Raw genomic sequence first — 20,980 nt, 5'->3', positions numbered from 1 at the left:
ACGACGAGGCGGGGACCGACGAGCCCGGCGCGCCGGACGACACCTCGGACGACGAGGCACCAGGATTCGGGCCGATCGCCGGGGTGGTCGCGCTCCTCGCGGCGACCCTGCTCGGAAGGCTACGCGCCGGGAACGCCTGATACCGACGCCCGGAACACCGTTATCGGCCGGGCATCACGAGACGTCGCGAAAAACCGCCGGAACCGCCGAGCGTCGCCGAACGCCTTATGTGCTCACAGTTCGCCGAGCTTGCGGAGCAGCTGGCCGCGGTACTCCTCGTCGGCGTTGACGCCCTTGATCTCCAAGACGTTGCGCTCCAGCTTGTCGAGCGCCACGTGGAAGGCGTGCTCGGCGCCGTACCCCTCGCCGGAGCCGCCGACCTGGCCCTCGTTGGTCCGGAGGCGGATCTGACACTGGATCAGGGGCGTGCCGCGGAGCTTCTCCTTGTGGGCGTGGAGCCGGACGTGCGCGTGGATGACGTGCATCGCGGCGTACTTGTCGGCGACCTGCTCGATCGACTCGACGATGTGCCCGCGGGTGGTCGTGTCCAGCAGGTCGACGTTCGTGATCTGCACGTCCATCGAGTCCTGCTCGGTGAACGTGAGCGCCCGGAGCACGTCGGTCTTCGTCACCATCCCGGCGACCGTGTCGGCGCCGTCCGGCGTGACGACGAGCCCGGAGACCCTGTTGTCGAACATCCGCTCGACGACCGCCTGGGCGGTCTCGTCGGCGGTCGCGGTGACGACGGGGCTCGACATGATGTCGTAGACGGGGATGTCGAGCATGCGGTCGATGTCGCCGGCGCGGTCGCCGCTGCCCTGTCGCTCCTGGTCGCGGACGACGAACTCGACGATGTCGTTGGTGGTGACGACGCCGACCAGTTGGCCGTCCTCGTCGAGCGCCGGGAGCCGGGAGATCCCGTTCTCGCGGAGGCGGTTGATCGCGCGGCCGACGCTGTCTTTCTCGCTGATCCCGATGACGTCCTCGGTGGCGACCTGCGCGACGGTGATCGCGTCGAGGCTGTCGAGGACGGCCTCGAGGATCTGGTCGACCGTGACGATCCCGTAGAGCCTCTCGCCCTCGTAGACGGGCGCGATCTTCACGTCCCCCTCGACGAGGAGGCGGGCCGTCTCCCGCACGTCCTCGTGGCGGTCGACGGAGGGCGCGGGTTTCATGACGGCCGACACCTTCGTATCGTCCTCCATGCGCGAGCGCATGAGCTGTTTCTCGCCGACCACGCCGACGTACTCGCCGTCGTCGGTGACGACGATCCCCTTCGGGTTCTCGCGCTCGAAGATGGACCGGACCTTGGCGAGTCGCGTGTCGACGTCGACCTCGACGTATTCCGGCACCGCGATATCAACGATATTCATGTGCAAGTCGACGGTTCGTCGCGCCGGGTATTGAAAGTGCGGGAGGCGTGTTCGACCGTGAGATCGGTCCCTCTCCGGTGGTGTCAATCCGGATTCATTTCTCCCCGGACGACGAAGAAAAAATGTCGGCGAGAAACAACGATCCGACCGTCGGCGCCGCCGATCGCGCTCGGACCCCGCCTGTCGCGATCCCGTCGCCGGTTTCGACGCCGGTCGTCCGCCTGTTTACGGAGAATCGAGGAGAAAGCCTCGCGCTTTAGCGCGGGGATGAATCTGACGGACGGCGAGGCCGATCGTCGGTGCCGCGCTCCGCTCGCCGGGCGCGTGAAACCGCGGGTGGAACCGGTGAAAGCTTTTTGACGGCTACCCTCTGAGGGTGAGCCGTGTACGACGCCGTCGTCCTCGATAAGGACGGGGTGCTCGTCGGACGGACCCCGTTCAACACGCTCCGTGAGGCCGCCTGGGACGCGTTCGTGAGCCTCGGCGTCGAGGATCCCGACCTGGCCCACGTCGACGACGTCGCCGTCGGCGTCGACCCCGCGACGCTCACCGACATCTGCGAGCGCTACGGGATGGAGCCGGCGGAGTTCTGGCGCGTCCGCGACGAGACGGCCTCGAACGCCCAGATCGACGCGGCCCGAGCGGGGCGGAAGACGCCGTACGAGGACGTCGACGCGCTCCGCTACCTCGACGCCCCGCTCGGCGTGGTCTCCTCGAACCAGCAGGCGACCGTCGACGCCGTCCTCGACCACTTCGGTCTCGCCGGGCGGTTCGAGGTCGCGTACGGGCGCGAGCCGTCGATCGCCAGTCTCTCGCGGAAGAAGCCCTCGCCGTACTACCTCGAACGCGCCCTGGAGGACCTGGGCGCCGAGACGGCGCTGTTCGTCGGCGACAACGAGTCGGACGTGCGCGCCGCCGACAACGCCGGCATCGACTCCGCGTTCGTCCGGCGTCCGCACCGCCGCTCCGCGGAGCTCTCCTGCCAGCCGACGTACGAGATCGACGACCTCCACGACCTGGTGAGCATCTGCGGGCGGTCGCCGGTGGACGCGGCCGCGAGCGATCGATTTTAGCCGCCCGCGGCGCGGTCGAGAGTACCCACCCGTGACGCGGTCGAGGGGGTTCGTTCCTCGGACCGCAACCACTATTCAGACCGCGACCGAGATGCCGCCCGTGTCCTCGCCCTCCACGAGTCCGGACGCCGACGCCCGCCGCTCGGCCGTCCGGCCGATCGCGAAGCGGTACCGCCGCGCCGAGCGCGCCGTCAGCTGGCTCGTCGCCCTGTCGGTCGCCGGGGCGTTCCTCGCCGCGTTCGCGCTCGCCGATCTGCTTCCCGCGCTGGCGGTGGGCGCGGTTCTCCTCGTCGCGGTTCGGGCTCCGTTCCTGCGTCGGCGCGGGACGACGAGGCTCCTGACCGACGCGTCCCCGGAAGCGGTGACCGAGGCGTTCGCGTCGGCGACGCCGCCGGTCCTCGCGTTCCAGTGGGCCGTCGCCGACGAGGTTCGCCCGACCTCGGACGGGGCGGGCGGGGCGTACGAGCACTCGTCGCTCGTCGGGCTCCGGACCTACTCGCTGGAGATAGCGACGGAGACGGAGGCGCACCCGGACGGGAATGCGACCGACGCGGACCCCGCTGACCCCGCGAGCGACGACGGCGTCGCTCCGGTCGCGCGCGTCCGGATCGAGGGGACCCTCGACGGGGCGCCGTGGGGCGCGTACGCGGTCTCGATCCGGGACGCGGCCGACGGGGCCCCGGGCGAGACGGTTGTCGACGTCGAGCTGCTCTCCCGGCGGCGGTTCGGGCTCCGCAGCGTTCCGCAGGCGCTGGTCGCGGACGCGTACTACGCCGACGCGGTCGCGGCGCAGGGGTACGCGGTCGCCGACCGCGACGTGTCGTTCGCGGTGTCTCGGTAGGACCGACCGGACGGCGGAGGCGTCACGCGAGGAGCTCGCTCTTCGGCGCGTCGACGACGGTCCGAGAGACCGCCTCGTCGTCCTCGACGCCCCGGAGGTCGACTCCGCGGAGGCGGAGCGCGACCGCGGCGTCGGCCCGCTCCGCGTCGTCGCGGGGTCGGACCGTCTCGGTCTCGCGCTCGCCGTCGCCGTCCTCGCTCCGGTGGACGATAGCGAGTTCGCCGTCGTCGAAGGCGACGTGTTCGACGTCTCGGTAAGAAACGGTCGTCGTCCGTTCGCGGGCCACCGACGCGGCGACGCCGCCGACCGCGGTGAGCAGACCGAGCAGGCCGATCGCCGTCTGCGCGGTCCCGCCGCCCGCGAGGAGCCACTCGGCCGCCGCGGGAACGATCGCCGCGAGAGCCGCGATCCCGCTCCAACCGCCGTCGCGGAGGGCCGACGGGAGGCGCCCGGAGACGAGTGCGCTTCCGGCCGCAGCGACGCTTCGAGCCACGCCGCGGCGGATCCGGAGCTCGCCGGGAGCGACGCGGACGGACCCGCGGGCCGTGGCGAACGACCACGTGCGCGAGCGGCTCATTGACCGCACGCCTCGACCGTCGGTCGAGAGGGAGAGCGCCGTCGGTTCGGGAGCTCCGTTCGCGGCGAGAGGTCGGAGGCCCCGCCGCTGGGCGGGGACGCAGTGGGACCGTTCGCATGGAGGGATACCGTTCACTGCGCCGGCGAGGCACTTATAACACGGAGCCGCGCCGGGTCGGCGTCGGTCGCTCCCGACCCGAATCGGCGCCGATCGCTTCCGACCCGAACCGGCGCCGATCGCTCCCGACCCGAACCGGCGCCGGTCGCTCCTGGCCCGAACTGGCTCCGGTCGTCTCTGCCTCGAATCGGTCGTCGAGCGCGGGAAGCCGGACGCTTTTTGACTCGGTCGGCCCTCGCAGCGTCATGGACCTCCCGCCCGTCGGTCTCGGTACGATGGGGATCGACGACCCGGACGCGGTTGTGACGGCGCTCTCGGTCGGCTACCGCCACCTCGACACCGCGCGGATCTACGACAACGAGGCGGCCGTCGGCGAGGGACTCGCCGCGAGCGAGGTCGCCCGAGACGAGGTGACCGTCGCCACGAAGCTGTGGATCGACGATCTCGCCCCCGACGAGGTCGGCCCGGCCGCCCGCGAGAGCGCGGACCGTCTCGGCGTCGAGGCGATCGACCTGCTGTACGTCCACCGACCCCGAGGAGCCTACGATCCCGAGGCGACGCTGCCCGCGCTCGATCGGCTGGTCGACGAGGGGCTCGTGCGGAACGTCGGCGTCTCGAACTTCGAGCCGGCCCAGTTGGACCGCGCTCTCGACGTCCTCGACGCGCCGCTGGCGGCCCACCAGACGGAGCTCCACCCGCTGTTCTACCGGCCGGAACTCCTCTCGCACGCCCGCGAACGCGGCTACGACGTGGTCGCCTACTCGCCGCTGGCCGGCGGTCGGGTGCGCGAGGTCGACGCCGTCCGTTCGGTCGCGGCGGCGCACGACGCCGCGCCCGAGGCGGTCGCGATCGCGTGGGCGACCGCGAAGGAGCCGGTCGCCGCGATCCCGAAGGCGTCGAGCGAGGCCCACCTGCGCGCGAACCTCGCGGCCGCCGACCTCGACCTCGCTCCCGATGAGGTCGCCGCGATCGACGCGGTCGAGCGCGAGGAAGAGCTGTTCCCGGAGTAGCGTCAGCCCAATCGACCCATCTTTGTGTATAATATGCCCCGAGAGAACACCGAGATCGGCACGATCCCGTGTCACTTTTGTACCGCCTCGCTCTCGATCTGAACATGACCGAGAGCGCGAACGGCGCGGGCGGCGACGCACCCGGCGACGACGACCCGGACGCGACGACGATCATCGACGGGGAGTCCGTCGCGGCCGACGTGCGCGCCGACGTGGCCGCGCACGTCGAGACGCTGGCGGACGCCGGCGTGACGCCCGGGCTCGCCACCGTTCTGATGAGCGACGACCCCGCGAGCGAGACGTACGTCTCGATGAAACAGCGCGACTGCGAGGAGGTGGGCATCGAGAGCGTCCACGTCGAGATCGACGCCGACGCGCCCGCCGACGAGCTGTACGAGACCATCGACGACCTCAACGACCGCGACGACGTCCACGGCATCCTGGTCCAGCTACCCGTCCCGGACCACGTCGACAAGCGGAGCGTCCTCCGGCGGATCGCCCCCGAGAAGGACGTGGACGGCTTCCACCCGGAGAACGTCGGGCGGCTCGTCGCCGGCGACGCCCGGTTTAAACCCTGTACGCCACACGGCGTCCAGAAGCTCCTCGCGGCGTACGACGTGGAGACCGAGGGCGCGGACGCGGTCGTCGTCGGCCGGTCGGACATCGTCGGGAAGCCGATGGCGAACCTCCTGATCCAGAAGAGCCCGGTCGGGAACGCGACCACGACGGTCTGTCACTCCCGGACCGAGGGCCTGGAGGGGAAGCTCGCGGCCGCCGACATCGTGATCGCGGCCGCCGGGATGCCCGAGTTCGTCGACGGCTCGATGCTCAAGCCCGGTGCGACCGTGATCGACGTCGGGATAAATCGGGTCGAGGCGGAGACGGAGAAGGGGTACGAGCTCGTCGGCGACGTGGACTACGAGTCGGCGACGGAGGTCGCGGGCGCGATCACGCCGGTCCCCGGCGGCGTCGGGCCGATGACGCGGGCGATGCTCCTTCACAACACGGTGAAGGCGGCGGGGATCCAGTCCGACGTCGCGATCGACCTCGATTAGGCGGAACGGCGACGGACGCGCTCAGTCCCGCCGAAACGTCCCGGTCGTCGCACGACGCGGTCGTCGCTCGTCGGGGCGTCCGCCTACGTCTCGGGTCGCCATCGCCCCCCGATCTCGTCGCGGGGATAGTCCTGGTACGTGCCGTTCAGAAACGTGGTGACGCGCCCGTCCTCCTCGCTGAGCGTGACTCCCCAGAGGACGTCGTCGCGGAGCGACGTCTCCAGGGCGCTCATGTGTTTGGTCCCCATCCAGTCGGGGAACTCGAGGTCCTCGACGTCCTCGACCTCGCCCCGGTAGGGGTTCCGGACGCGCACCATCTGTTGCTGAATGGTGCCGTCGCCGGTCACGATGACGGCGCCGTCTCGGCTGAACGCCACGTCCCGGGCGACCTTCGTGAACACGTCGCGCGACTCGGTGACGACGCGGCAGCGGTCGACCGGCCACTCGTTGTCGCCGAGGGGGTCCGTGTAGTCGGCGAAGTTCACCTCCGCGACGATGAGGATGTAGAGACTGGGACCGCTCACGTACTGTTCGCCCCACTTCTCGAACTCCAAACTCAGCGACTCGGCGGTGTACCTGATGTGATCCATCAGGCTCTGGCTCGTCGCGTACTTCTCGAGCACCTCGTCAAGCGCGTTCATGTGGTGTGTGTACACACGTCTCAAACCATGTTAAACCCTCTCAGGGGTTCGGCGCTCGCGCCGCCGACCGCCCAGTCGCCGTCGGCCGCTCAGTCCTCGTCCCCGGCGGCCGCGCGGTTCCGAATCTCGATGCGGCCCTCGATCTCGGGGTCGATCCCGTGCTCGCGGGCGTAGGCGGCGAGCACCTCGTACTGGATGTCGGCCTCGTCGATCCGGTGTCGCTGCCCGAGCGTCGGGAACTCGTGTTCGGAGTGGAGCAGGTACTCCGAGACGGCGACGGTGTAGCGACGCTCCGGGTCGATCGGCTCGCCGCCGACGGTCGCCTCCAGGACGAGCTCGGCGTCGGCGTCCCAGACGACCTCGGCGTTCGAGACGTGTCCGTGCCACCAGTCGTCCTCGCCGAAATCGACGTCGGGCGCGGCCATCTCGCGGAACACGTCGTGCAGCTCCGCGCCGGTGACCGAGGCGAGCGCCACGGGCTCCTCGAACGGGATCAGGCTGATGAGGTCGGCCTTCGTCACCTCGCCCGCCCACGGGTCGCCCTGCCGGAGCCCGCCGGCGTTCGAGAGCCCCACGTCGGCGTCGTGGGCCCAGCGGAACGCGTCGGCGACGAAGTTGCCGACGCGGCACTCGCCGCCGTGGACCACCTCGCCCGTGCGCTCAATCGGCCGGTCGACGACGTCGAAGGCCTCCGAGAGGTCGGCCGCGGCCATCCGCTCCGCGAGGGCGTCTTCGAGGCCCGGCGCCGGATCGGCGCCGTCGGGCTCGTGGACCGTCGCGGTCGGGACGGGAGTTCCGGCGTCGTTCGCCGCGGCGTCGCCCGACCCGTCGGCCATCGCGTCGCTCGGAGCGCGTCCGCCGAACTCCACCTCGGCCACCGTCTCGCCGTTGACGCCGGGGCGGACGATCCGGGTACCGGCGACGACGTCGTTCCGGCGGCTGTGGACGTGGCCGCCGAGGATCGCGTCCACGTCCAGCGCCCGCGCGAGGTCGTCGTCGCCCGCGCCGAGATGGGAGAGGACCACGGCGTGATCGAGCGCGTCGGCGTCGGTCCCGCTCGCCCCCTCGGCGACCGCGGCCCGCATCTCGGCGAGGGCGTCGCGCGCGGCGGCGACCGGGTCGTCGAATGAGAGCTCGGCGGCCATCGGGTTCAGCGAGTCGGTGGCGGGGTCGGTGACGCCGACGAACCCGACCGCCGCTCCGTCGACCTCGCGGACCGCCCACGGGACGACGCCCTCGTCGCGGCCGAACGGCTCGCCCGCCTCGTCGCGGACGTTCGCGGAGACGAACGTCGCCGGCGCGTCGGCGACGAGCCCGCGGAGCGCGTCCGGGCCGTAGTCGAACTCGTGGTTGCCGAACGTGTCGAGCTGAGTGCCCGTGGCCCGGTAGAAGTCGAGGACTTGCCGCCCGCTCGCGACCAGCGACAGGACGCCCGGCGCGGTCGTGTCGCCGGTGGCGACGACCGCGGCGTCGGGGCCCGAGAGCGCCCGGATCCGGCCGGCGAGGCGAGCCGCCCGCTCGGGGGCGTCGAAGACGTTCTCGATGTCGGAGTAGTGAACGAGACGGACCATGCGATGTCAGACGGGAGGGGCGAGCGACGCTTAAAAAACGCGGAGTCCGGCGCGGGCGGCGCTCCGGGTTCGGCACGGCCGACTCCCGACTTGGGGGAGCCGATTCCCGCCCCGTGACTCCCGCTCGCACACGCGAGGGACATTGAAAGCGCTTTTATGGACGTCCGGACTACGTCGGGTCACAGCCTCTGTGGGGTTGATGATGTGCCGTTCCGTTAGGGACCGACCACGGGACGGACACGCGAGCCCGCACGGAGGATAGGTGAACAACATATGCCCGTTTACGTAGACTACGAAACCCCAGCCGACCTCGCCGAGCGATCGCTCGAGGCGCTCGAGGTCGCTCGAGACACAGGCACCGTGAAGAAAGGAACCAACGAGACCACCAAGGCCGTCGAGCGCGGCAACGCCGACCTCGTCATCGTCGCGGAGGACGTCTCCCCCGAGGAGATCGTCATGCACCTCCCCGAGCTCGCCGACGAGAAGGGGATCCCGGTCGTCTTCGTCGACACCCAGGACGACGTCGGTCACGCCGCGGGCCTCGAGGTCGGATCGGCCGCCGCCGCCGTCGTGGACGCCGGCGACGCCGACGACGACGTCGAGGACATCGCCGAGAAGGTCGCGGAGCTCCGATAACCACCCATGAGCGCAGAAGAGGGTATCGACGACTCGACCACCGCCGAGGTGATCGAGGTCGTCGGCAAGACCGGGATGCACGGCGAGGCCATGCAGGTCAAATGCCGCATCCAGGAGGGATCGAACCAGGGCCGGATCATCACCCGGAACGTCCTGGGCCCCGTCCGCATGGGCGACGTGCTCCAGCTCCGGGAGACCCAGCGCGACGCCGACTCCATCGGAGGCCGATAACCAATGGTCGAGACACGCACCTGCGACTACACCGGCGAGGAGATCGAGCCCGGCACGGGCACGATGTACGTCAAGAAGGACGGACAGATCCTCCACTTCGTCGACTCGAAGGCGGAGAAGAACTACTTCCTCGGCCGCGAGGCGCGCGACCTCGAGTGGACCGAGGAAGGGCGCGACCACGGTGGCGAGTAGATGAGCCACCACGACGAGCGCACCTTCGTGATGGTGAAGCCCGACGGCGTCCAGCGCGGTCTCATCGGCGAGATCGTCTCCCGCTTCGAGGAGCGCGGCCTGAAGCTCGTCGGCGGCAAGTTCATGCGCATCGACGAGGCGCTCGCCCACGAGCACTACGGCGAGCACGAGAACAAGCCGTTCTTCGACGGTCTCGTCGAGTTCATCACCTCCGGCCCCGTCTTCGCGATGGTGTGGGAGGGAGCCGACGCGACCCGACAGGTCCGCGCGATGGTCGGCGAGACCGATCCCGCCGAGTCCGCCCCGGGCACGATCCGCGGCGACTTCGGGCTCGACCTCGGCCACAACGTGATCCACGCGTCGGACCACGAGGACGAGGGCGCGAACGAGCGCGAGATCGACCTGTTCTTCGACGAGGACGAGCTCGTCGACTACGGCCTCGACACCGCCGCGTGGGTGTACGAGGACGAATCGCACTAACGGCGCACGAAGCCCGGCTTTCCGCTTTTCGACGCCTCCGAGGAACCGCGAGCGGTCGCTCCGTCGACACACCGCGTTTCCGGTGAACAATCGTCAACGTTCCCGCGGAGTCGTGCGGTTCTCTCGCCGCTGACGCTTATAAACTCTCGCGGCGAGCTCCCAGTCGAAGTCGGAGGGCGAACGGCCGCTCAGTCGTCGAGCGCCACGACGCGCCCGTCATCGGTGACGACGAGCACCTCGTCGGTCCCGTCGCCGGTCGCGTCGGCGAACAGCGGTCCCGCGTACACCACGGCCCCGCCCACGTCGCCCTGCGCGATCGCCTCGCCGTTGGCGTTCAACACGAGCACCTCTCCCCCGCGGTTCACCGCGACCGGCCCGGGCTCGCCGGTTCCGCGGACGTCGGCGACGCCGGGGGCGTTCACCCGGGTCTCGCCGCCGTACTGCTGTTTCCAGGCGACCTCGCCGTCGCGGAGGTCGACCGCCCAGACGCTGCCGGCGCCGCCGACGTAGATCCGGCCGGGGCCGGCGTCACCGACCGTGACGGGGAGGTCTTGGAGCCCGACCTCGAACCGCCCGGAGCCGTCGGCGAGGTCGACCGTCTGGAGGTTCCCGCTCGTTCCGCCGAGCGCGAGCACCGGCCCGTCCGGCGCGTCGACCGCGGTCCACGTCAGCGGCGTGACGGCCGGCGTCGCGGTCCAGCGCTCGTCGCCGCTCGCGTCGAGCAGGCGGATCGTCGCCCCGTCGTCTCCGACCGTCGCGACGGCGACGCCTCGGGGCGCCTCGCCGCCGTCCTCTGTCTCGAAGTCGGCGATCAGCGGGCGGCGGTCGATCCCCCCGTCGACCGTCGTCTCGAAGACGGGGTCGCCGTCGGCGTCGACGGTCACGACGGCGCCGTCGGTCGCGGCCGCGGCGACCTCGGCGTCGCCGTCGGCGTCGACGTCGCCGACCGCGGGCCGGGTCGCGCCCGAGCCGCCGACGTCGACGGCGAACCGGGTCGAGCCGTCCGTCGCGTCGAGGACGACGAGCGAGCCCGACTCCGTCGTGAACGCGACGACCGAGTCGCCGCCGAGCGTGTCGGAGACGAGGCCGCTGATGCCGGGCGGGCCGCCGCCGGTCCCCGAGCCTGCGCCGCCGCCGGAGTCGTCGTCCTCACCGGAGTCGTCGTCCCCGCCGGCGGCGTCCCCCGTCGCGATCGCGGAGAGCGGCGTCCGCCACGCGACGCCGCCGCCGACCGCGGTCGCGCGGACGACTCGCTCCCCGTCTGCGGTCGTCGACTGGACGACGATCGGGTCGCCGTCCATCGTGGCGACGACGGCGCCGCTCCCGTCGTCGCCGCCGACGGGCTCGGTCTCCCACACGACCTCGGCGTCGACCGCACCGTCGTCGATCCCGACGAACGCGAACAGCGCGACGCCGACGCCGGTCGCGCCGCCGGCCAAGAGAATCAGCGTCGCGAACAGAACGCGGCGGTCCATTGCCGACACGTTCGGGCGTCGCGGGCATACGGCTGTCGGATGCGGCGGGCGACGATGTCGCGGACGACGGGGCGGACGGTTCGAGTCACGGGCGAGTCACGGGCGGGCTACAGCAGTGTGGTGACGTTGTCGGCGTGGTCCGCGCCCACGAGCTCTCGGAGGGCGTCGGGGTCGCGCTCGCCGTTCGCGTTCACGAGGTAGACGGCGCCGTCGCGGTCGCCGTACGCCCGGTGGAAGTCGTACGCGAAGCCGTACACGTCGACGTCGGCGGCGGCCTCGGTCTCGCGGGCGGCCGCGACCTGCTCGTGGACGTTGTACTCGACGAGGCGGTTGCGGAGGCTCGCGGCGGTGCCGGCGCCGTCGTCCGCGGCCGCGCGGTCCTCGCCGACCTCGGCGATCCCCGCCTCGACGATCGGAACGAGCTCCGCCACGTCCGCCCGGACGCCCGGCTCCTCGGGGACGGCGCCGTCGCGGACCGCCGCGAGGGCGGCGCCGACCGCGCCGCACCCGGTGTGGCCGACGACCGCGAGCACGTCCGTGTCCGTGTGAGCGAGCGGGTAGGCGACGCTCCCCGAGAGCACGCGCTCGCCGTCGACGACGTCGCTCACGCGGTTTCCGATGTTGCCCGCGGTGAAGAGGAACCCCGGTCGATCGACCGACCACATCCCCTCCTGTGAGACGCGCGAGTCGGAACAGCAGACGGAGACGACGGGCGGTCGCTGCCCGTCGCGTCGGGCGGCGAGCTCGCCGGCGGCGGCGGACTCGACGTGGTCGTCGTTTCCGTCGAGGAGCTCGGCGAGGAGTTCGCGGCTCATAATCAGCAACTCCCGGTGGGCGTTCAAAAAGGGGCCGGACCGAAGCGGGACGGACCCAAAAGGGCAGGGCCGGGACGAGCCGACCGGGTCAGATCACGAACCCGACGATCTGAAACAGGAATCCGAGGACGAACACCGCGATCAACGCGACCGTCGCGACCACGACGGCCGGCGCGAGTGTCTCCTCGTTCTGGTCGAGGACGAGGCTTTCCATGTCTCTCATACGAGTCGCCTCGTCGCCGCGGGGTTTGAACGCTTCGCTCGCGTCCCGGGGCGGGCGTCTCCGCCGGCCGAATCGCCGTCGAATCGGCACCGCGACGAGCCTCCCGCCGTCGAAGAGAACTTTCTTTTACCTCTCGCCGGACCGTACTGGTGGATGAGCGACGGAGCGCGACAACTCGCCGGACCGAGCGGAGGTGTCGATGTCGAACCGTGACGCGGTCGACGGCGGGGACACCGCCGGCGCGTTTGCCGGCCGGGGCGGCGATGAGACGGGCGACGCCGAGGCCGGCGCCCTCGCGGTCGTCTGCGGGCTTCCGGGCGTCGGCAAGACGACGGTCGCCGAGCGGATCGCCGCTCACGTCGACGGCGAGATCCTCCGCACGGACGTGATCCGGAAGGAGCTGTTCGGGGACCCGGACTACTCCGACGCGGAGACCGAGGCGGTGTACGCGGAGCTGATCGACCGGGCCCGCGAGCGCGCCGCCGACGGCGACGCCGTCGTGCTCGACGCCACGTTCGCCGACGCCCGCTTCCGCGCCGATGTCCGGGAGATGGGCGAACGAGCGGCCGAATCGTTCGACCTCGTGGAGGTCGAGTGCGACGAGTCGGTCGTCGAGCGTCGGATCGAGCGCCGCGACGGGATCAGCGACGCCGACTTCGACGTCTACCTCCATTTCAAGGATGTCTTCGATCGGATCGAGACGGCCCACGTGACCGTCGACAACTCGGGCGCGGAGGCGGAGACGTTCGCGCAGGTCGACGCGGCGTTCGGCGCCGAGCCGGGCGGCGGCGAGTGAGCGGCGGGGACGACGGCGCCGCCACCGCCGGGAGTCCCTCCACCTCGACTCGTGCTAGCGATTCGCACGGCGAACGCACACACGCGTCTCCCATCACTTATACCGACGAACGCACTACGGACTGTATGAGCGAAGAATCCGGGCGTCGGAACCTCCGAATGCCCTCGGACGACGAAGTGTTCGCCGTAGTGACCGAGCACCTCGGCGGGAACCACGTCCGCCTGCGGTGCGTCGACGGCGAGACGCGACTGGGCCGGATCCCCGGCCGCATGAAGTACCGGACGTGGATCAGCGAGGGCGACGTCGTGCTCGCGGAGCCGTGGTCCTGGCAGGACGAGAAGGCGAACGTCGAGTGGCGATACGAGGACGACGAGGCGGACCAGCTGCGGCGCGAAGGACACATCCAGTAGTCGTTTTCGAGCGGCCAGTGGCCGCGTTCGTCCCCGTTCCCGCCCAGCGGGTAGCGACCCGGTCAGGCGAACAGGAGGACGATCACGGCCACGAACAGGAGCTCGCCGCCGACGAGGAGGACCGCGACCAGCCAGTAGCGGTAGGTCCAGAGCCACTCGGCGGCCCGGTTCCACCGCTCCGAGAGCCGACCCGCTTCGGCGGCGTCGCTCTCGGTCCCGCCGCGCCCCCCGACGTACGCCTCGTCGAGGCGCCAGCCCCCGTCCGGGTCGTACGTCGCGGGGACCCGCGTCCCGACCACCTCGTCGACGTCCAGCGGCGAGACGCCAGCGGCGTCGAGGAAGGAGAGGAACGCCTCGGACTCGGCGAGCGACCCGTCCCGAGGCGCCGAGAAGCGTTCGACGTGGGTCGCCCCCCCGTGAGGCGGTCGGAGCTCGACCACGACGCGGCGATCCGTCGACCGCACCGCGGTCACGACGAGGACGCTCTCCTCGTCGTTGAGATACGCCTCTCGGAGGCGACGCTGCACCTCGTCGTCGACGGCGTCCGTCGCGTCCAGTGAGTCGTCGACCGACTCCGTTACCTCGCCGTTCGCGTCGATCGACGACTCGGCCGCTCGCCCGTCCTCGGCGGGGTCGTCGGGCATTCGATCGGTGGTTGGCGACGCGCGCTCATAAGCCCGTGGCAGCCGCGGGCGAGACCGCCCCCGCGGGCGCCGACACACCCGCGAGACCGCCCCCGCGGGCGCCGACACACCCGCGAGACCGTCCCGGAAACCGTTTGAACGTCGGCGCCCACACAGTGGTATGCGCGAAGTGACGCTCCTGATCCGCCACCGCGGCGGGCCGGAGTCCGAGGTGAGCACTCGCCACCCGGAGGTGACGATGCGGTCCGTCTCGTCGATGACCGGCCGGGGGACCGAGCGGAAGCGGATCGTGGAGCTCCGCGGGCCGACAGAGGATATCGAGTCGTTCATCGACGAGTTCCGCGCGGCCGACGCCGTCGTCGAGGCGGAGCCGCTGTCGCCGGTCACCGGCAACCACGCGTACGTCGCGGTCGTGGTCGACAGCGAGGGCTGGGAGGGTATCAGAGGCCGGCTCTCGGAGATGGGGATCCACTACCGAACGGGGACGACAATCACCGCCGGAATCGAGCGCTGGACGGTGTACATCGAGGCGGACGACGACCTCGCCGCGATGATCCGCGAGCTGGAACGCGGCGACAACGACGTCGAGCTCGCGCGCAACGTCGAGATGGGGTCGATCGAGCGACCGCCGGGACTGCCGGCCTCGGGCATCCTCGACGGGCTCACCCCGAGACAGCGGGAGGTGCTCTCGACGGCCATCGCGGTCGGCTACTACGACCACGGGAGCGGCGTGGGCGTCGAGGACGTCGGCGACGAGCTCGGACTCGGATCCACGACGGTGTGGGAGCACCTCTCACGGGCGGAGTCGACGGTGATGAACGCCCTCTTCAACCGGTTCGAGGGGCAGACCGAGTCGGACCGGGGCGAGCGGTCGACGGCGGGGGAATCGCCGGAAGACGAGTGACCAGATCGGCGTCCGAACAACGCTTTTGTAGCTACGGCGTTCAGCGACGGGTATGACAGAGGGTTCGGTGTCCGTTCCTGTCGAGCAGTACGAGCGGCTCGCGGCGCTCGCGGCCGCCCGCGGCGTGACGCCCGAGGCCCAGCTCGCCCGCCTGATCGACGACGCCTACGAGGGGCTCGACGGCGACGCGGAGCCGCCGGAGTCGCTCCCGCTCGGGGTCTGCGACGCGGACGAAGAGGAGTAGAGCGATAGCGGCCGCGGTCGCTCGCGGGGCCGCGAGCGTCACTCGTCGTACGGCCAGCGACCGCCGGTCTTCAGCTCCGTGACGTAGCCGTCGGCGATCGACTCCCGGATCGCCGCCCGAGACCGGTGCGCGACCTCGTCGCCGCCGGCCGCGCCGCCGCCGTCCGTGGCGAAGCGGTACGTCGCTTCGGCGACCAGCGTCGCCACCTCTCGGAGGTCGCGCGGGTCGAGCTTGTCGAGCGTGTCGGCGTGGGTGTGGCCCCACCCCCGTCCCGACCGCTCCGACGTCGTCGACGCCATCACCGCCGGGATCCCCTCCTGCACGAACGCCCACTGATCGCCGTGCGGCGAGACCGTCTCGCCGGTCGTGATGGGGGCGTCGAACGCCTCGGCCACCGACCCGAACACCGCTCCCATCCCGTCGAAGCCGTTCGTTCCGACGCGGAGGTTCCGGGAGTTACAGGCGCCGTCGAGGTTGACCACGCAGGCGATCTCGTCGCGCGGCGTCGTCTCGGCCGCGTGGTACGCGCCCCACAGGCCGATCTCCTCCGCGCCGAACGTGACGACGCGAACGCGGGTGTCGAGGTCGCTCTCGACGGACGCGAGCAGGCGGCCGACCTCGGCGACGAGCGCCGACCCCGCGCCGTTGTCGTTCGCGCCGTCGCTCACGTCGTGGGCGTCGACGTGGGCGGTGAGGAACACCGCCTCGTCGGTGTCGGGCCCGACGTCGGCGACGGCGTTGACCGAGGTCGTCGGCTCGTTCCGGCAGTCGACTTCGATCGACACCTCGGGCGCGTCGGGGACGTCGCCGCCGCCGTCGCCGGCCTCGGCGGCGAGGCGCGCCAGCCGCTCGCCCACCTCCTTCGAAACGCCGACCGCGGGGATCGGCCCCGGTCGGTTGTGGTAGCCGACCTCGCCGGTGGGCGGGAGCGCCCCCTCGACGTGGTTTCGGAAGACGAAGCCGACCGCGCCGCGCTCGGCGGCGGTGACGTACTTCTCCATCCGGTGGATCCACCGGTCGTGCGTCTCCGGCGTCCGCGAGGAGGCCATCGCGACCGCGCCGTCGAGGGCGTCGCCAGCCGCCGCGAACTCCTCGTCGGTCCCGTCCCCGACGTCGACGAGGGGGGCGTTCGCCTCGCCGGCCGGCGTCCCGGGGAGCGCGATGACCTCGTGAGAGCGCTCGTGTCGGCGGTCGACGGGACCCGAGAGCTCGATCGCGGAGTCGCCCCGCCACCAGCCGGGGATCTCGAACTCGTCGAGCCCGGCGTTCCGGAGCCCGGCGTCCTCGAAGGCGGCGACGACCCGCTCCGCGCCGCGCCGCTCGCCGACCGACCCCGCCATCCGGTTCCCGATGTCAGTCAGGTCCGTGAGGAGGTCCCAGCCGAAGTCGCTCGTGCGCGCGTCGCCGACGACGCGGTCCGGTAGCGCTGTCATACGACCCGGTTAGACCGAGGGCGAAAAGGGGTTGCGGGAAGCCGGACCCGACCCGAGGCGGTCCGGTCCGACGACGCCTCAGGCCGGGTCGGCCTTCGTCGTCTCGACCGCCACGTCGTCGGGGTCGACGCCGATCCGGGCGAACTGCGTGCGGACGTGCTCCTCGGCCGCGTCGAGCGCCGCCGACTTGGTGTCGAACCCGCGGGGCATCGGCTCCTCGAAGGCGACCCGGATCTCCTCGCCGTCGACGGTGAGCGCCGAGCCGCCGCTCTCGACCTGGTAGAAGGAGTCGCACACCCAGACGTAGGGGGCGTCCTCGTCGGGCGCGCCCTTGTACGTCGGCGGGTCCTCGCCGCGCTCGAACACCGTCCCGGTGAGGTCGGTCCCGCCGCCGCTGCCGCGAACCAGTATCATACCGACGATAGGGCCCCGACGCGGAAAAGGGGCCCGAGACGGGCGCGAGACGCCCGAGACGCCGGCGGCACCCGCGACGCTCGCGACGGCCCGGGCGACCCGGAGGGGGAAACGCTTTCGGCGTGGCGGCCGCTGATTCGCCCATGACGCTGGAGGACTTCACCGAGTTCACCGACGACGAGGGCGACGGCGGGGGCGACGCCGGCTCGCCCGCCGACCGCGACACCGACGACGCGCCCGGAGCGGAGGGAGCGGCTTCGGGAGGCGCGGCGACCGGCGACGGCGGTCGCGCGGTGTCCTCGGGGGCCGAGGGCGACGAGGCGGACGACGACGGGTTCGCCGCGTACGACGTGGAGCCGGCGGGCGAGGACGCCGGGCTCGGAGTCGTCTCCGTCTCGCAGGGGCTCCGCGTCGCCGAGGAGGCCGAGGAGACGACGCTGCGGGCGTTCGTCACGACCGGGAACCGCGAGTCGGTCCGGCTCGGAAAGTACCTCCTCGTCCCGTACCCGGACGGCGAGCGGCTGTTCTGTCGGATCACGGGGCTGGAGTACGCGCAGGAGTTCCGCTCGGACGACGCCACCGAGATCCACGCCCGCCGCCAGATGCGCCGCGACGACTTCGCGGAGCGCGACTACAAGTTCATGGCCGAGCTGGAGCCGATGTCCGTCGTGTACGGCGAGGGCGACGACATGAAGCGGCGGATGACCGACCGGGTGCCGAAGCCGGGCGCGGTCGTCGAGGAGGCCTCCGACGACGCCGAGATCAAGACCGGCCTGAAGATCCCCGAGGACGGCGTCTTCCTCGGTCACCTCTCCGTCGGCGGCGAGAAGGTCCGGACGGCGGCGGAGCCTCCGACCGTCGACTACCGGGTGAAGGACGACTACACTGACGGCGACCCGCTCGCGTTCCGGCACACTCTCGTCGCCGGGGGGACCGGGTCGGGGAAGACCCACGCCTCGAAGAACGTCCTCCGGCAGTACCTCGACTCGGACCGCACCTACCCGACCGGCGACGGCCGGGAGTCGCGGATGGCGGTCGTCCAGTTCGACCCGCAGGACGAGTACGCGCAGATGCACGACGACAACCCCGACCTCGACGCCGACTTCGCCCGGCGGTTGGACCGGGAGGGGATCGCGCACGGCGGCCACGACGACGCGGTCGCGCTGGTGCCCCGGGTCGCGAACGCGACGTACCCCGGCGAGGGGCACCGCGCCGAGCGCGTGGAGTTCACCATCCCGTTCTCGCTCGCGCGGGACATGCCGTGGCTCGTCGCCGGCTCCGGGCTCAACGACAACCAGTACCCGGCCCTGCTGACCCTCCTCAATCGCTTCTTCGGCGACTACGGCGACTCGGGCACGTACAGCCAGTTCCTCTCGTACCTCGACGACCCGGCGCTGAAAGCGGAGCTCGACGAGAGCGGCCGAGTCCACGAGGCGACGTTCGACGCCGTGAAACGCCGGGTCCGGGCGGTCCCCGGCGGCGTGTTCGACCAGGACGCGAAGCCGATCACGGAGTTGGACCACACCCTCGTCCGGCCCGGCGGCCTCTCCGTGGTGCCGACGTACCACCTGCCGACCTCCCGGCAGAAGGAGATCGTCGTGCTCGCGGTCGCGGGGCTCCTCGTCGACGATAAGCTTTCGAACGACCCGGACAGCGACCGGATCGAGGAGACGCCGCTCCTCATCGGCATGGACGAGGCGCACAACTTCCTCGCGGACGCCGACAACGTGCAGGCCCGGAAGGTCGTCCAGAAGTTCACGGAGGCCGCCAAACAGGGCCGCAAGGAGCGTCTCGGCCTCTTCCTGATCACGCAGGACCCGCAGGACGTCGCGGAGTCGGTGTTCAAACAGGTGAACACGAAGATCGTGTTGAACCTCGGCGACGAGGACGCCATCAACAGCGTCAACATCCCCTCGAACCTCGCCGGCAAGGTCCCGTACATGGAGAAGGGGCAGATGGTGGTGTACTCGCCGGACAACTCGGAGCCGGTGGAGCTGATCGGGCTCTCGAAGTGCGTGACGCGCCACGGCGAGTAGGCGAACGGGTAGTCGGGTCGACCCGTTTTCACGCGACCGGATCCGCCGTCGCCCTTTTTCAGGACCGGCCGAGAAGCGTCGCCTATGACCAAACGGATCCTGGTGGCGGTCGACGGCTCGGACGAGGCGACCGAGGCGCTTCGGTTCGCGGCCACGGAGTGGCCGGACGCCGAGCTGACGGCGCTTCACGTGATCAACCCGGCGGACTCGACCACCGGCGCCGAGGGCGGGTTCCCGGGCGCGGTCGACCAGTGGTACGACAGCGCCAGGGGCCGGGGAGAGCGGATCCTCCGCGAGTCATCCGAGGCGGTGGACCGCGATATCGACACCAGACTGGAGGTGGGCCGGCCGACCGCGACGATCCTCGGGGTCGCCGGCGGCGAGGCCGCCGTCGGCGACGAGGACGGGACGGAGGGCACCGGCGAGCCGTACGATCACGTCGTACTCGCAAGCCAGGGCCGGACCGGGATCTCTCGGATCCTCCTCGGGAGCGTCGCCGAGGGGGTCGTCCGCCGCGCCGACGTGCCGGTGACGGTCGTGCGGTAGCGGGACGCGATCCCCTCGCCGCGGGCGTCCGGCTACTCGGACGAGTACGCCGGCGCTCTCAGTTCTCGACCCGGTCGGCCTCGACGATCTCGCCGACGACGGTCCAGCCCTCCTCGTCGGGGCCGGATCGGCCGAGCAGCACCGATTCGTGGTCCTCGGCGGTGATCAGCCGGAACTCGGCGTCGCCGTCGGCGTCGGTGCGGACGCCCTCGCCGCGGAACTCCCGCTGGAAGAACTCGGTCGAGGAGAACTCGAAGACGCCGGTCTCGCCGTCGTCGAGGGTAAGCCTGACCGGGCGCGGCTGCACGTTGTGGATCCGCTTCGCGATCGGATGGAGATCGGGCATGGTCTCGGGTCGGCCCGGTGGGGGAATAAAACCGCGGTCCGCGGCACGTCCGCCCCGAAACCGGACTGACCGAGCGCGACCCGACGACGGTCGCGGGACCGTACGTGCTTATCATGTCATAGAGCGTAAACTAATCCGATACCCAATGATATCCGACTCACTCGACTACCTGCGCGACGGCGACGACGCCGTCGTCACCGTCCTGATCGGCGGCGTGCTCCTGCTCGCGAGCCCGCTCATCGTGCCGTCCATCCTCGTGCTCGGCTACGTCTCCCGAGTCCTGCGGCTGACGGCGGACGGCGACGACGAGCCCCCGGTCTTCGACGAGTGGGGCGACCTGCTCGTCGAGGGAGCGAAGGCGTTCGCGGTCACGCTCGTCTACTCGCTGGTGCCGCTCGCCGTGTTCGCCGTCGCCGCCGTGGTGACCGTCGGCGCGTTCGTCGTGGTGCCCGGCGGCGGCGGGTCCGGCACCTTCCTCGGGAGCTTCGTCGCCGGCGTCCTCGTGTTAGTCATCGGGATCGCCGGGCTCGCCGTCTCGCTCGTCGGTCTCTACGTGACCCCCGCGGCGCTGGCCGCCGTCGCCGACTCCGGGCGGCTCGGAGACGGGTTCGCGGTCGGGGCGCTCTGGACCGTGGTCTCGAAGCGGGCGTACGCGACCGGCTGGCTCACCGCCGCCGCGGTCGTCCTCGCCGGCGCGCTCGCTATCGGCGTGCTCTCGGTGGTTCCGGTCCTCGGGACGATCGCGGGGCTGTTCGTCCAGTTCTACGCGCTCGTCGCCGCGGCCGCCGTCATCGGCTGGACGTGGGCCGACGTGCGGCCCGTCTCGGCCGAACCGGCGGAGTCGGAGCCCGCGGAGCGGCCCGCGGTGTAGGCGACTTCGACGCTGAACGAACGCAT

28 protein-coding genes are annotated in these 20,980 nt (G+C 71.2%); 17 read left to right on the top strand and 11 right to left on the bottom strand.

Annotated elements, in window-relative coordinates:
• The coding region (locus DJ74_RS16355) for a PGF-CTERM sorting domain-containing protein (RefSeq protein WP_141212739.1) at nucleotides 1-140 on the top strand (140 nt) is incomplete at its 5' end.
• 93 nt (nucleotides 141-233) lie between these two features.
• Here DJ74_RS16355 and DJ74_RS16350 read toward each other — a convergent pair.
• On the bottom strand, nucleotides 234-1,373 hold the full coding sequence (locus DJ74_RS16350; RefSeq protein ID WP_094527936.1) for a CBS domain-containing protein: 1,140 nt from the start codon (nucleotides 1,371-1,373) through the stop codon (nucleotides 234-236).
• Nucleotides 1,374-1,420: 47 nt separating this feature from the next.
• On the opposite strand from DJ74_RS16350, the gene DJ74_RS18875 reads away from it, so the two are divergent.
• The 3 genes from DJ74_RS18875 (at nucleotide 1,421) to DJ74_RS16340 (ending at nucleotide 3,287) form a co-directional block, all read left to right on the top strand.
• Nucleotides 1,421-1,633, top strand: a complete 213-nt coding sequence (locus tag DJ74_RS18875; protein ID WP_141212738.1) for a hypothetical protein — start codon at nucleotides 1,421-1,423, stop codon at nucleotides 1,631-1,633.
• A 123-nt stretch (nucleotides 1,634-1,756) separates the two neighbouring features.
• Nucleotides 1,757-2,446, top strand: a complete 690-nt coding sequence (locus DJ74_RS16345; protein ID WP_094524820.1) for an HAD family hydrolase — start codon at nucleotides 1,757-1,759, stop codon at nucleotides 2,444-2,446.
• A gap of 91 nt (nucleotides 2,447-2,537) precedes the next feature.
• The gene (locus tag DJ74_RS16340; RefSeq protein ID WP_094527935.1) at nucleotides 2,538-3,287 is read left to right on the top strand and encodes a hypothetical protein; all 750 of its coding nucleotides are present in this window, start codon (nucleotides 2,538-2,540) and stop codon (nucleotides 3,285-3,287) included.
• Nucleotides 3,288-3,309: 22 nt separating this feature from the next.
• On the opposite strand, the gene DJ74_RS16335 is transcribed toward DJ74_RS16340, so the two are convergent.
• Nucleotides 3,310-3,864, bottom strand: coding sequence for a hypothetical protein (locus DJ74_RS16335; protein WP_094524822.1), 555 nt, complete (start codon nucleotides 3,862-3,864; stop codon nucleotides 3,310-3,312).
• A gap of 362 nt (nucleotides 3,865-4,226) precedes the next feature.
• On the opposite strand from DJ74_RS16335, the gene DJ74_RS16325 reads away from it, so the two are divergent.
• The gene (locus tag DJ74_RS16325) at nucleotides 4,227-4,991 is read left to right on the top strand and encodes an aldo/keto reductase (RefSeq protein WP_094527933.1); all 765 of its coding nucleotides are present in this window, start codon (nucleotides 4,227-4,229) and stop codon (nucleotides 4,989-4,991) included.
• A 104-nt stretch (nucleotides 4,992-5,095) separates the two neighbouring features.
• Nucleotides 5,096-6,046 (top strand): tetrahydrofolate dehydrogenase/cyclohydrolase catalytic domain-containing protein, encoded by a 951-nt coding sequence (locus tag DJ74_RS16320; RefSeq protein ID WP_094527932.1) that lies wholly within the window; start codon nucleotides 5,096-5,098, stop codon nucleotides 6,044-6,046.
• Between the two features lie 83 nt (nucleotides 6,047-6,129).
• On the opposite strand, the gene DJ74_RS16315 is transcribed toward DJ74_RS16320, so the two are convergent.
• Together DJ74_RS16315 and DJ74_RS16310 are read right to left on the bottom strand one after the other, a co-directional pair.
• The gene (locus tag DJ74_RS16315; protein ID WP_094524825.1) at nucleotides 6,130-6,687 is read right to left on the bottom strand and encodes a diadenylate cyclase; all 558 of its coding nucleotides are present in this window, start codon (nucleotides 6,685-6,687) and stop codon (nucleotides 6,130-6,132) included.
• 89 nt (nucleotides 6,688-6,776) lie between these two features.
• Nucleotides 6,777-8,258, bottom strand: a complete 1,482-nt coding sequence (locus DJ74_RS16310) for a bifunctional UDP-sugar hydrolase/5'-nucleotidase (protein ID WP_094527931.1) — start codon at nucleotides 8,256-8,258, stop codon at nucleotides 6,777-6,779.
• A gap of 273 nt (nucleotides 8,259-8,531) precedes the next feature.
• On the opposite strand from DJ74_RS16310, the gene rpl7ae reads away from it, so the two are divergent.
• The 4 genes from rpl7ae to ndk are packed head-to-tail and all read left to right on the top strand — an operon-like array spanning nucleotide 8,532 to nucleotide 9,797.
• Nucleotides 8,532-8,894, top strand: coding sequence for a 50S ribosomal protein L7Ae (rpl7ae, locus tag DJ74_RS16305; RefSeq protein ID WP_094524827.1), 363 nt, complete (start codon nucleotides 8,532-8,534; stop codon nucleotides 8,892-8,894).
• A 6-nt stretch (nucleotides 8,895-8,900) separates the two neighbouring features.
• Nucleotides 8,901-9,125 (top strand): 30S ribosomal protein S28e, encoded by a 225-nt coding sequence (locus DJ74_RS16300; RefSeq protein WP_094524828.1) that lies wholly within the window; start codon nucleotides 8,901-8,903, stop codon nucleotides 9,123-9,125.
• Between the two features lie 3 nt (nucleotides 9,126-9,128).
• Entirely contained in the window at nucleotides 9,129-9,317 is a 189-nt protein-coding gene (locus DJ74_RS16295; RefSeq protein WP_092565766.1) for a 50S ribosomal protein L24e, read from the top strand.
• Complete coding sequence (ndk, locus tag DJ74_RS16290; RefSeq protein ID WP_094527930.1) at nucleotides 9,318-9,797, top strand: nucleoside-diphosphate kinase; 480 nt, start codon at nucleotides 9,318-9,320, stop codon at nucleotides 9,795-9,797. It abuts the gene before it with no gap.
• A 188-nt stretch (nucleotides 9,798-9,985) separates the two neighbouring features.
• On the opposite strand, the gene DJ74_RS16285 is transcribed toward ndk, so the two are convergent.
• The 3 genes from DJ74_RS16285 to DJ74_RS19740 form a co-directional block, all read right to left on the bottom strand.
• Entirely contained in the window at nucleotides 9,986-11,272 is a 1,287-nt protein-coding gene (locus tag DJ74_RS16285) for a PQQ-binding-like beta-propeller repeat protein (protein WP_094527929.1), read from the bottom strand.
• Nucleotides 11,273-11,379: 107 nt separating this feature from the next.
• A complete protein-coding gene (locus DJ74_RS16280) occupies nucleotides 11,380-12,087 on the bottom strand; it encodes a carbonic anhydrase (protein ID WP_094524831.1) in 708 nt (235 codons plus the stop codon).
• A gap of 88 nt (nucleotides 12,088-12,175) precedes the next feature.
• Nucleotides 12,176-12,310: a hypothetical protein gene (locus tag DJ74_RS19740; RefSeq protein WP_254921710.1), complete on the bottom strand. Its 135-nt coding sequence runs from the start codon at nucleotides 12,308-12,310 to the stop codon at nucleotides 12,176-12,178.
• A gap of 199 nt (nucleotides 12,311-12,509) precedes the next feature.
• Between DJ74_RS19740 and DJ74_RS16275 the strand changes: the two genes are divergently transcribed.
• Together DJ74_RS16275 and eif1A are read left to right on the top strand one after the other, a co-directional pair.
• The gene (locus tag DJ74_RS16275; RefSeq protein ID WP_094527928.1) at nucleotides 12,510-13,106 is read left to right on the top strand and encodes an AAA family ATPase; all 597 of its coding nucleotides are present in this window, start codon (nucleotides 12,510-12,512) and stop codon (nucleotides 13,104-13,106) included.
• Nucleotides 13,107-13,231: 125 nt separating this feature from the next.
• Nucleotides 13,232-13,516 carry a translation initiation factor eIF-1A gene (gene eif1A / locus DJ74_RS16270; protein WP_094524833.1) on the top strand — a complete coding sequence of 95 codons (285 nt, stop codon included), beginning with the start codon at nucleotides 13,232-13,234 and terminating at the stop codon, nucleotides 13,514-13,516.
• A gap of 62 nt (nucleotides 13,517-13,578) precedes the next feature.
• Here eif1A and DJ74_RS16265 read toward each other — a convergent pair whose 3' ends face one another.
• Nucleotides 13,579-14,160, bottom strand: coding sequence for a hypothetical protein (locus tag DJ74_RS16265; protein WP_094524834.1), 582 nt, complete (start codon nucleotides 14,158-14,160; stop codon nucleotides 13,579-13,581).
• A 160-nt stretch (nucleotides 14,161-14,320) separates the two neighbouring features.
• Between DJ74_RS16265 and DJ74_RS16260 the strand changes: the two genes are divergently transcribed.
• Together DJ74_RS16260 and DJ74_RS16255 are read left to right on the top strand one after the other, a co-directional pair.
• Nucleotides 14,321-15,064: a helix-turn-helix domain-containing protein gene (locus DJ74_RS16260; RefSeq protein ID WP_094527927.1), complete on the top strand. Its 744-nt coding sequence runs from the start codon at nucleotides 14,321-14,323 to the stop codon at nucleotides 15,062-15,064.
• A 52-nt stretch (nucleotides 15,065-15,116) separates the two neighbouring features.
• The gene (locus DJ74_RS16255; RefSeq protein WP_094524836.1) at nucleotides 15,117-15,308 is read left to right on the top strand and encodes a hypothetical protein; all 192 of its coding nucleotides are present in this window, start codon (nucleotides 15,117-15,119) and stop codon (nucleotides 15,306-15,308) included.
• Nucleotides 15,309-15,346: 38 nt separating this feature from the next.
• On the opposite strand, the gene DJ74_RS16250 is transcribed toward DJ74_RS16255, so the two are convergent.
• Both DJ74_RS16250 and DJ74_RS16245 read right to left on the bottom strand, forming a co-directional pair.
• Complete coding sequence (locus DJ74_RS16250; RefSeq protein ID WP_094527926.1) at nucleotides 15,347-16,741, bottom strand: M28 family peptidase; 1,395 nt, start codon at nucleotides 16,739-16,741, stop codon at nucleotides 15,347-15,349.
• 78 nt (nucleotides 16,742-16,819) lie between these two features.
• Nucleotides 16,820-17,155, bottom strand: a complete 336-nt coding sequence (locus tag DJ74_RS16245; protein WP_094524838.1) for a hypothetical protein — start codon at nucleotides 17,153-17,155, stop codon at nucleotides 16,820-16,822.
• Between the two features lie 143 nt (nucleotides 17,156-17,298).
• Between DJ74_RS16245 and DJ74_RS16240 the strand changes: the two genes are divergently transcribed.
• On the top strand, nucleotides 17,299-19,191 hold the full coding sequence (locus DJ74_RS16240; protein ID WP_094527925.1) for an ATP-binding protein: 1,893 nt from the start codon (nucleotides 17,299-17,301) through the stop codon (nucleotides 19,189-19,191).
• A gap of 84 nt (nucleotides 19,192-19,275) precedes the next feature.
• Complete coding sequence (locus tag DJ74_RS16235; RefSeq protein WP_094524840.1) at nucleotides 19,276-19,737, top strand: universal stress protein; 462 nt, start codon at nucleotides 19,276-19,278, stop codon at nucleotides 19,735-19,737.
• Between the two features lie 58 nt (nucleotides 19,738-19,795).
• Here DJ74_RS16235 and DJ74_RS16230 read toward each other — a convergent pair whose 3' ends face one another.
• Entirely contained in the window at nucleotides 19,796-20,083 is a 288-nt protein-coding gene (locus DJ74_RS16230) for a transcriptional regulator (RefSeq protein ID WP_094524841.1), read from the bottom strand.
• 145 nt (nucleotides 20,084-20,228) lie between these two features.
• Between DJ74_RS16230 and DJ74_RS16225 the strand changes: the two genes are divergently transcribed.
• Entirely contained in the window at nucleotides 20,229-20,954 is a 726-nt protein-coding gene (locus tag DJ74_RS16225) for a DUF4013 domain-containing protein (protein ID WP_094527924.1), read from the top strand.
• Nucleotides 20,955-20,980 lie beyond the last annotated feature (26 nt).

Source organism: Halorubrum sp. Ea8, assembly GCF_002252925.1.
Classification (GTDB): domain Archaea; phylum Halobacteriota; class Halobacteria; order Halobacteriales; family Haloferacaceae; genus Halorubrum.
The sequence above is the reverse complement of the archived record's forward strand: the minus strand, read 5'-3'. Positions and strand labels throughout refer to the sequence as shown.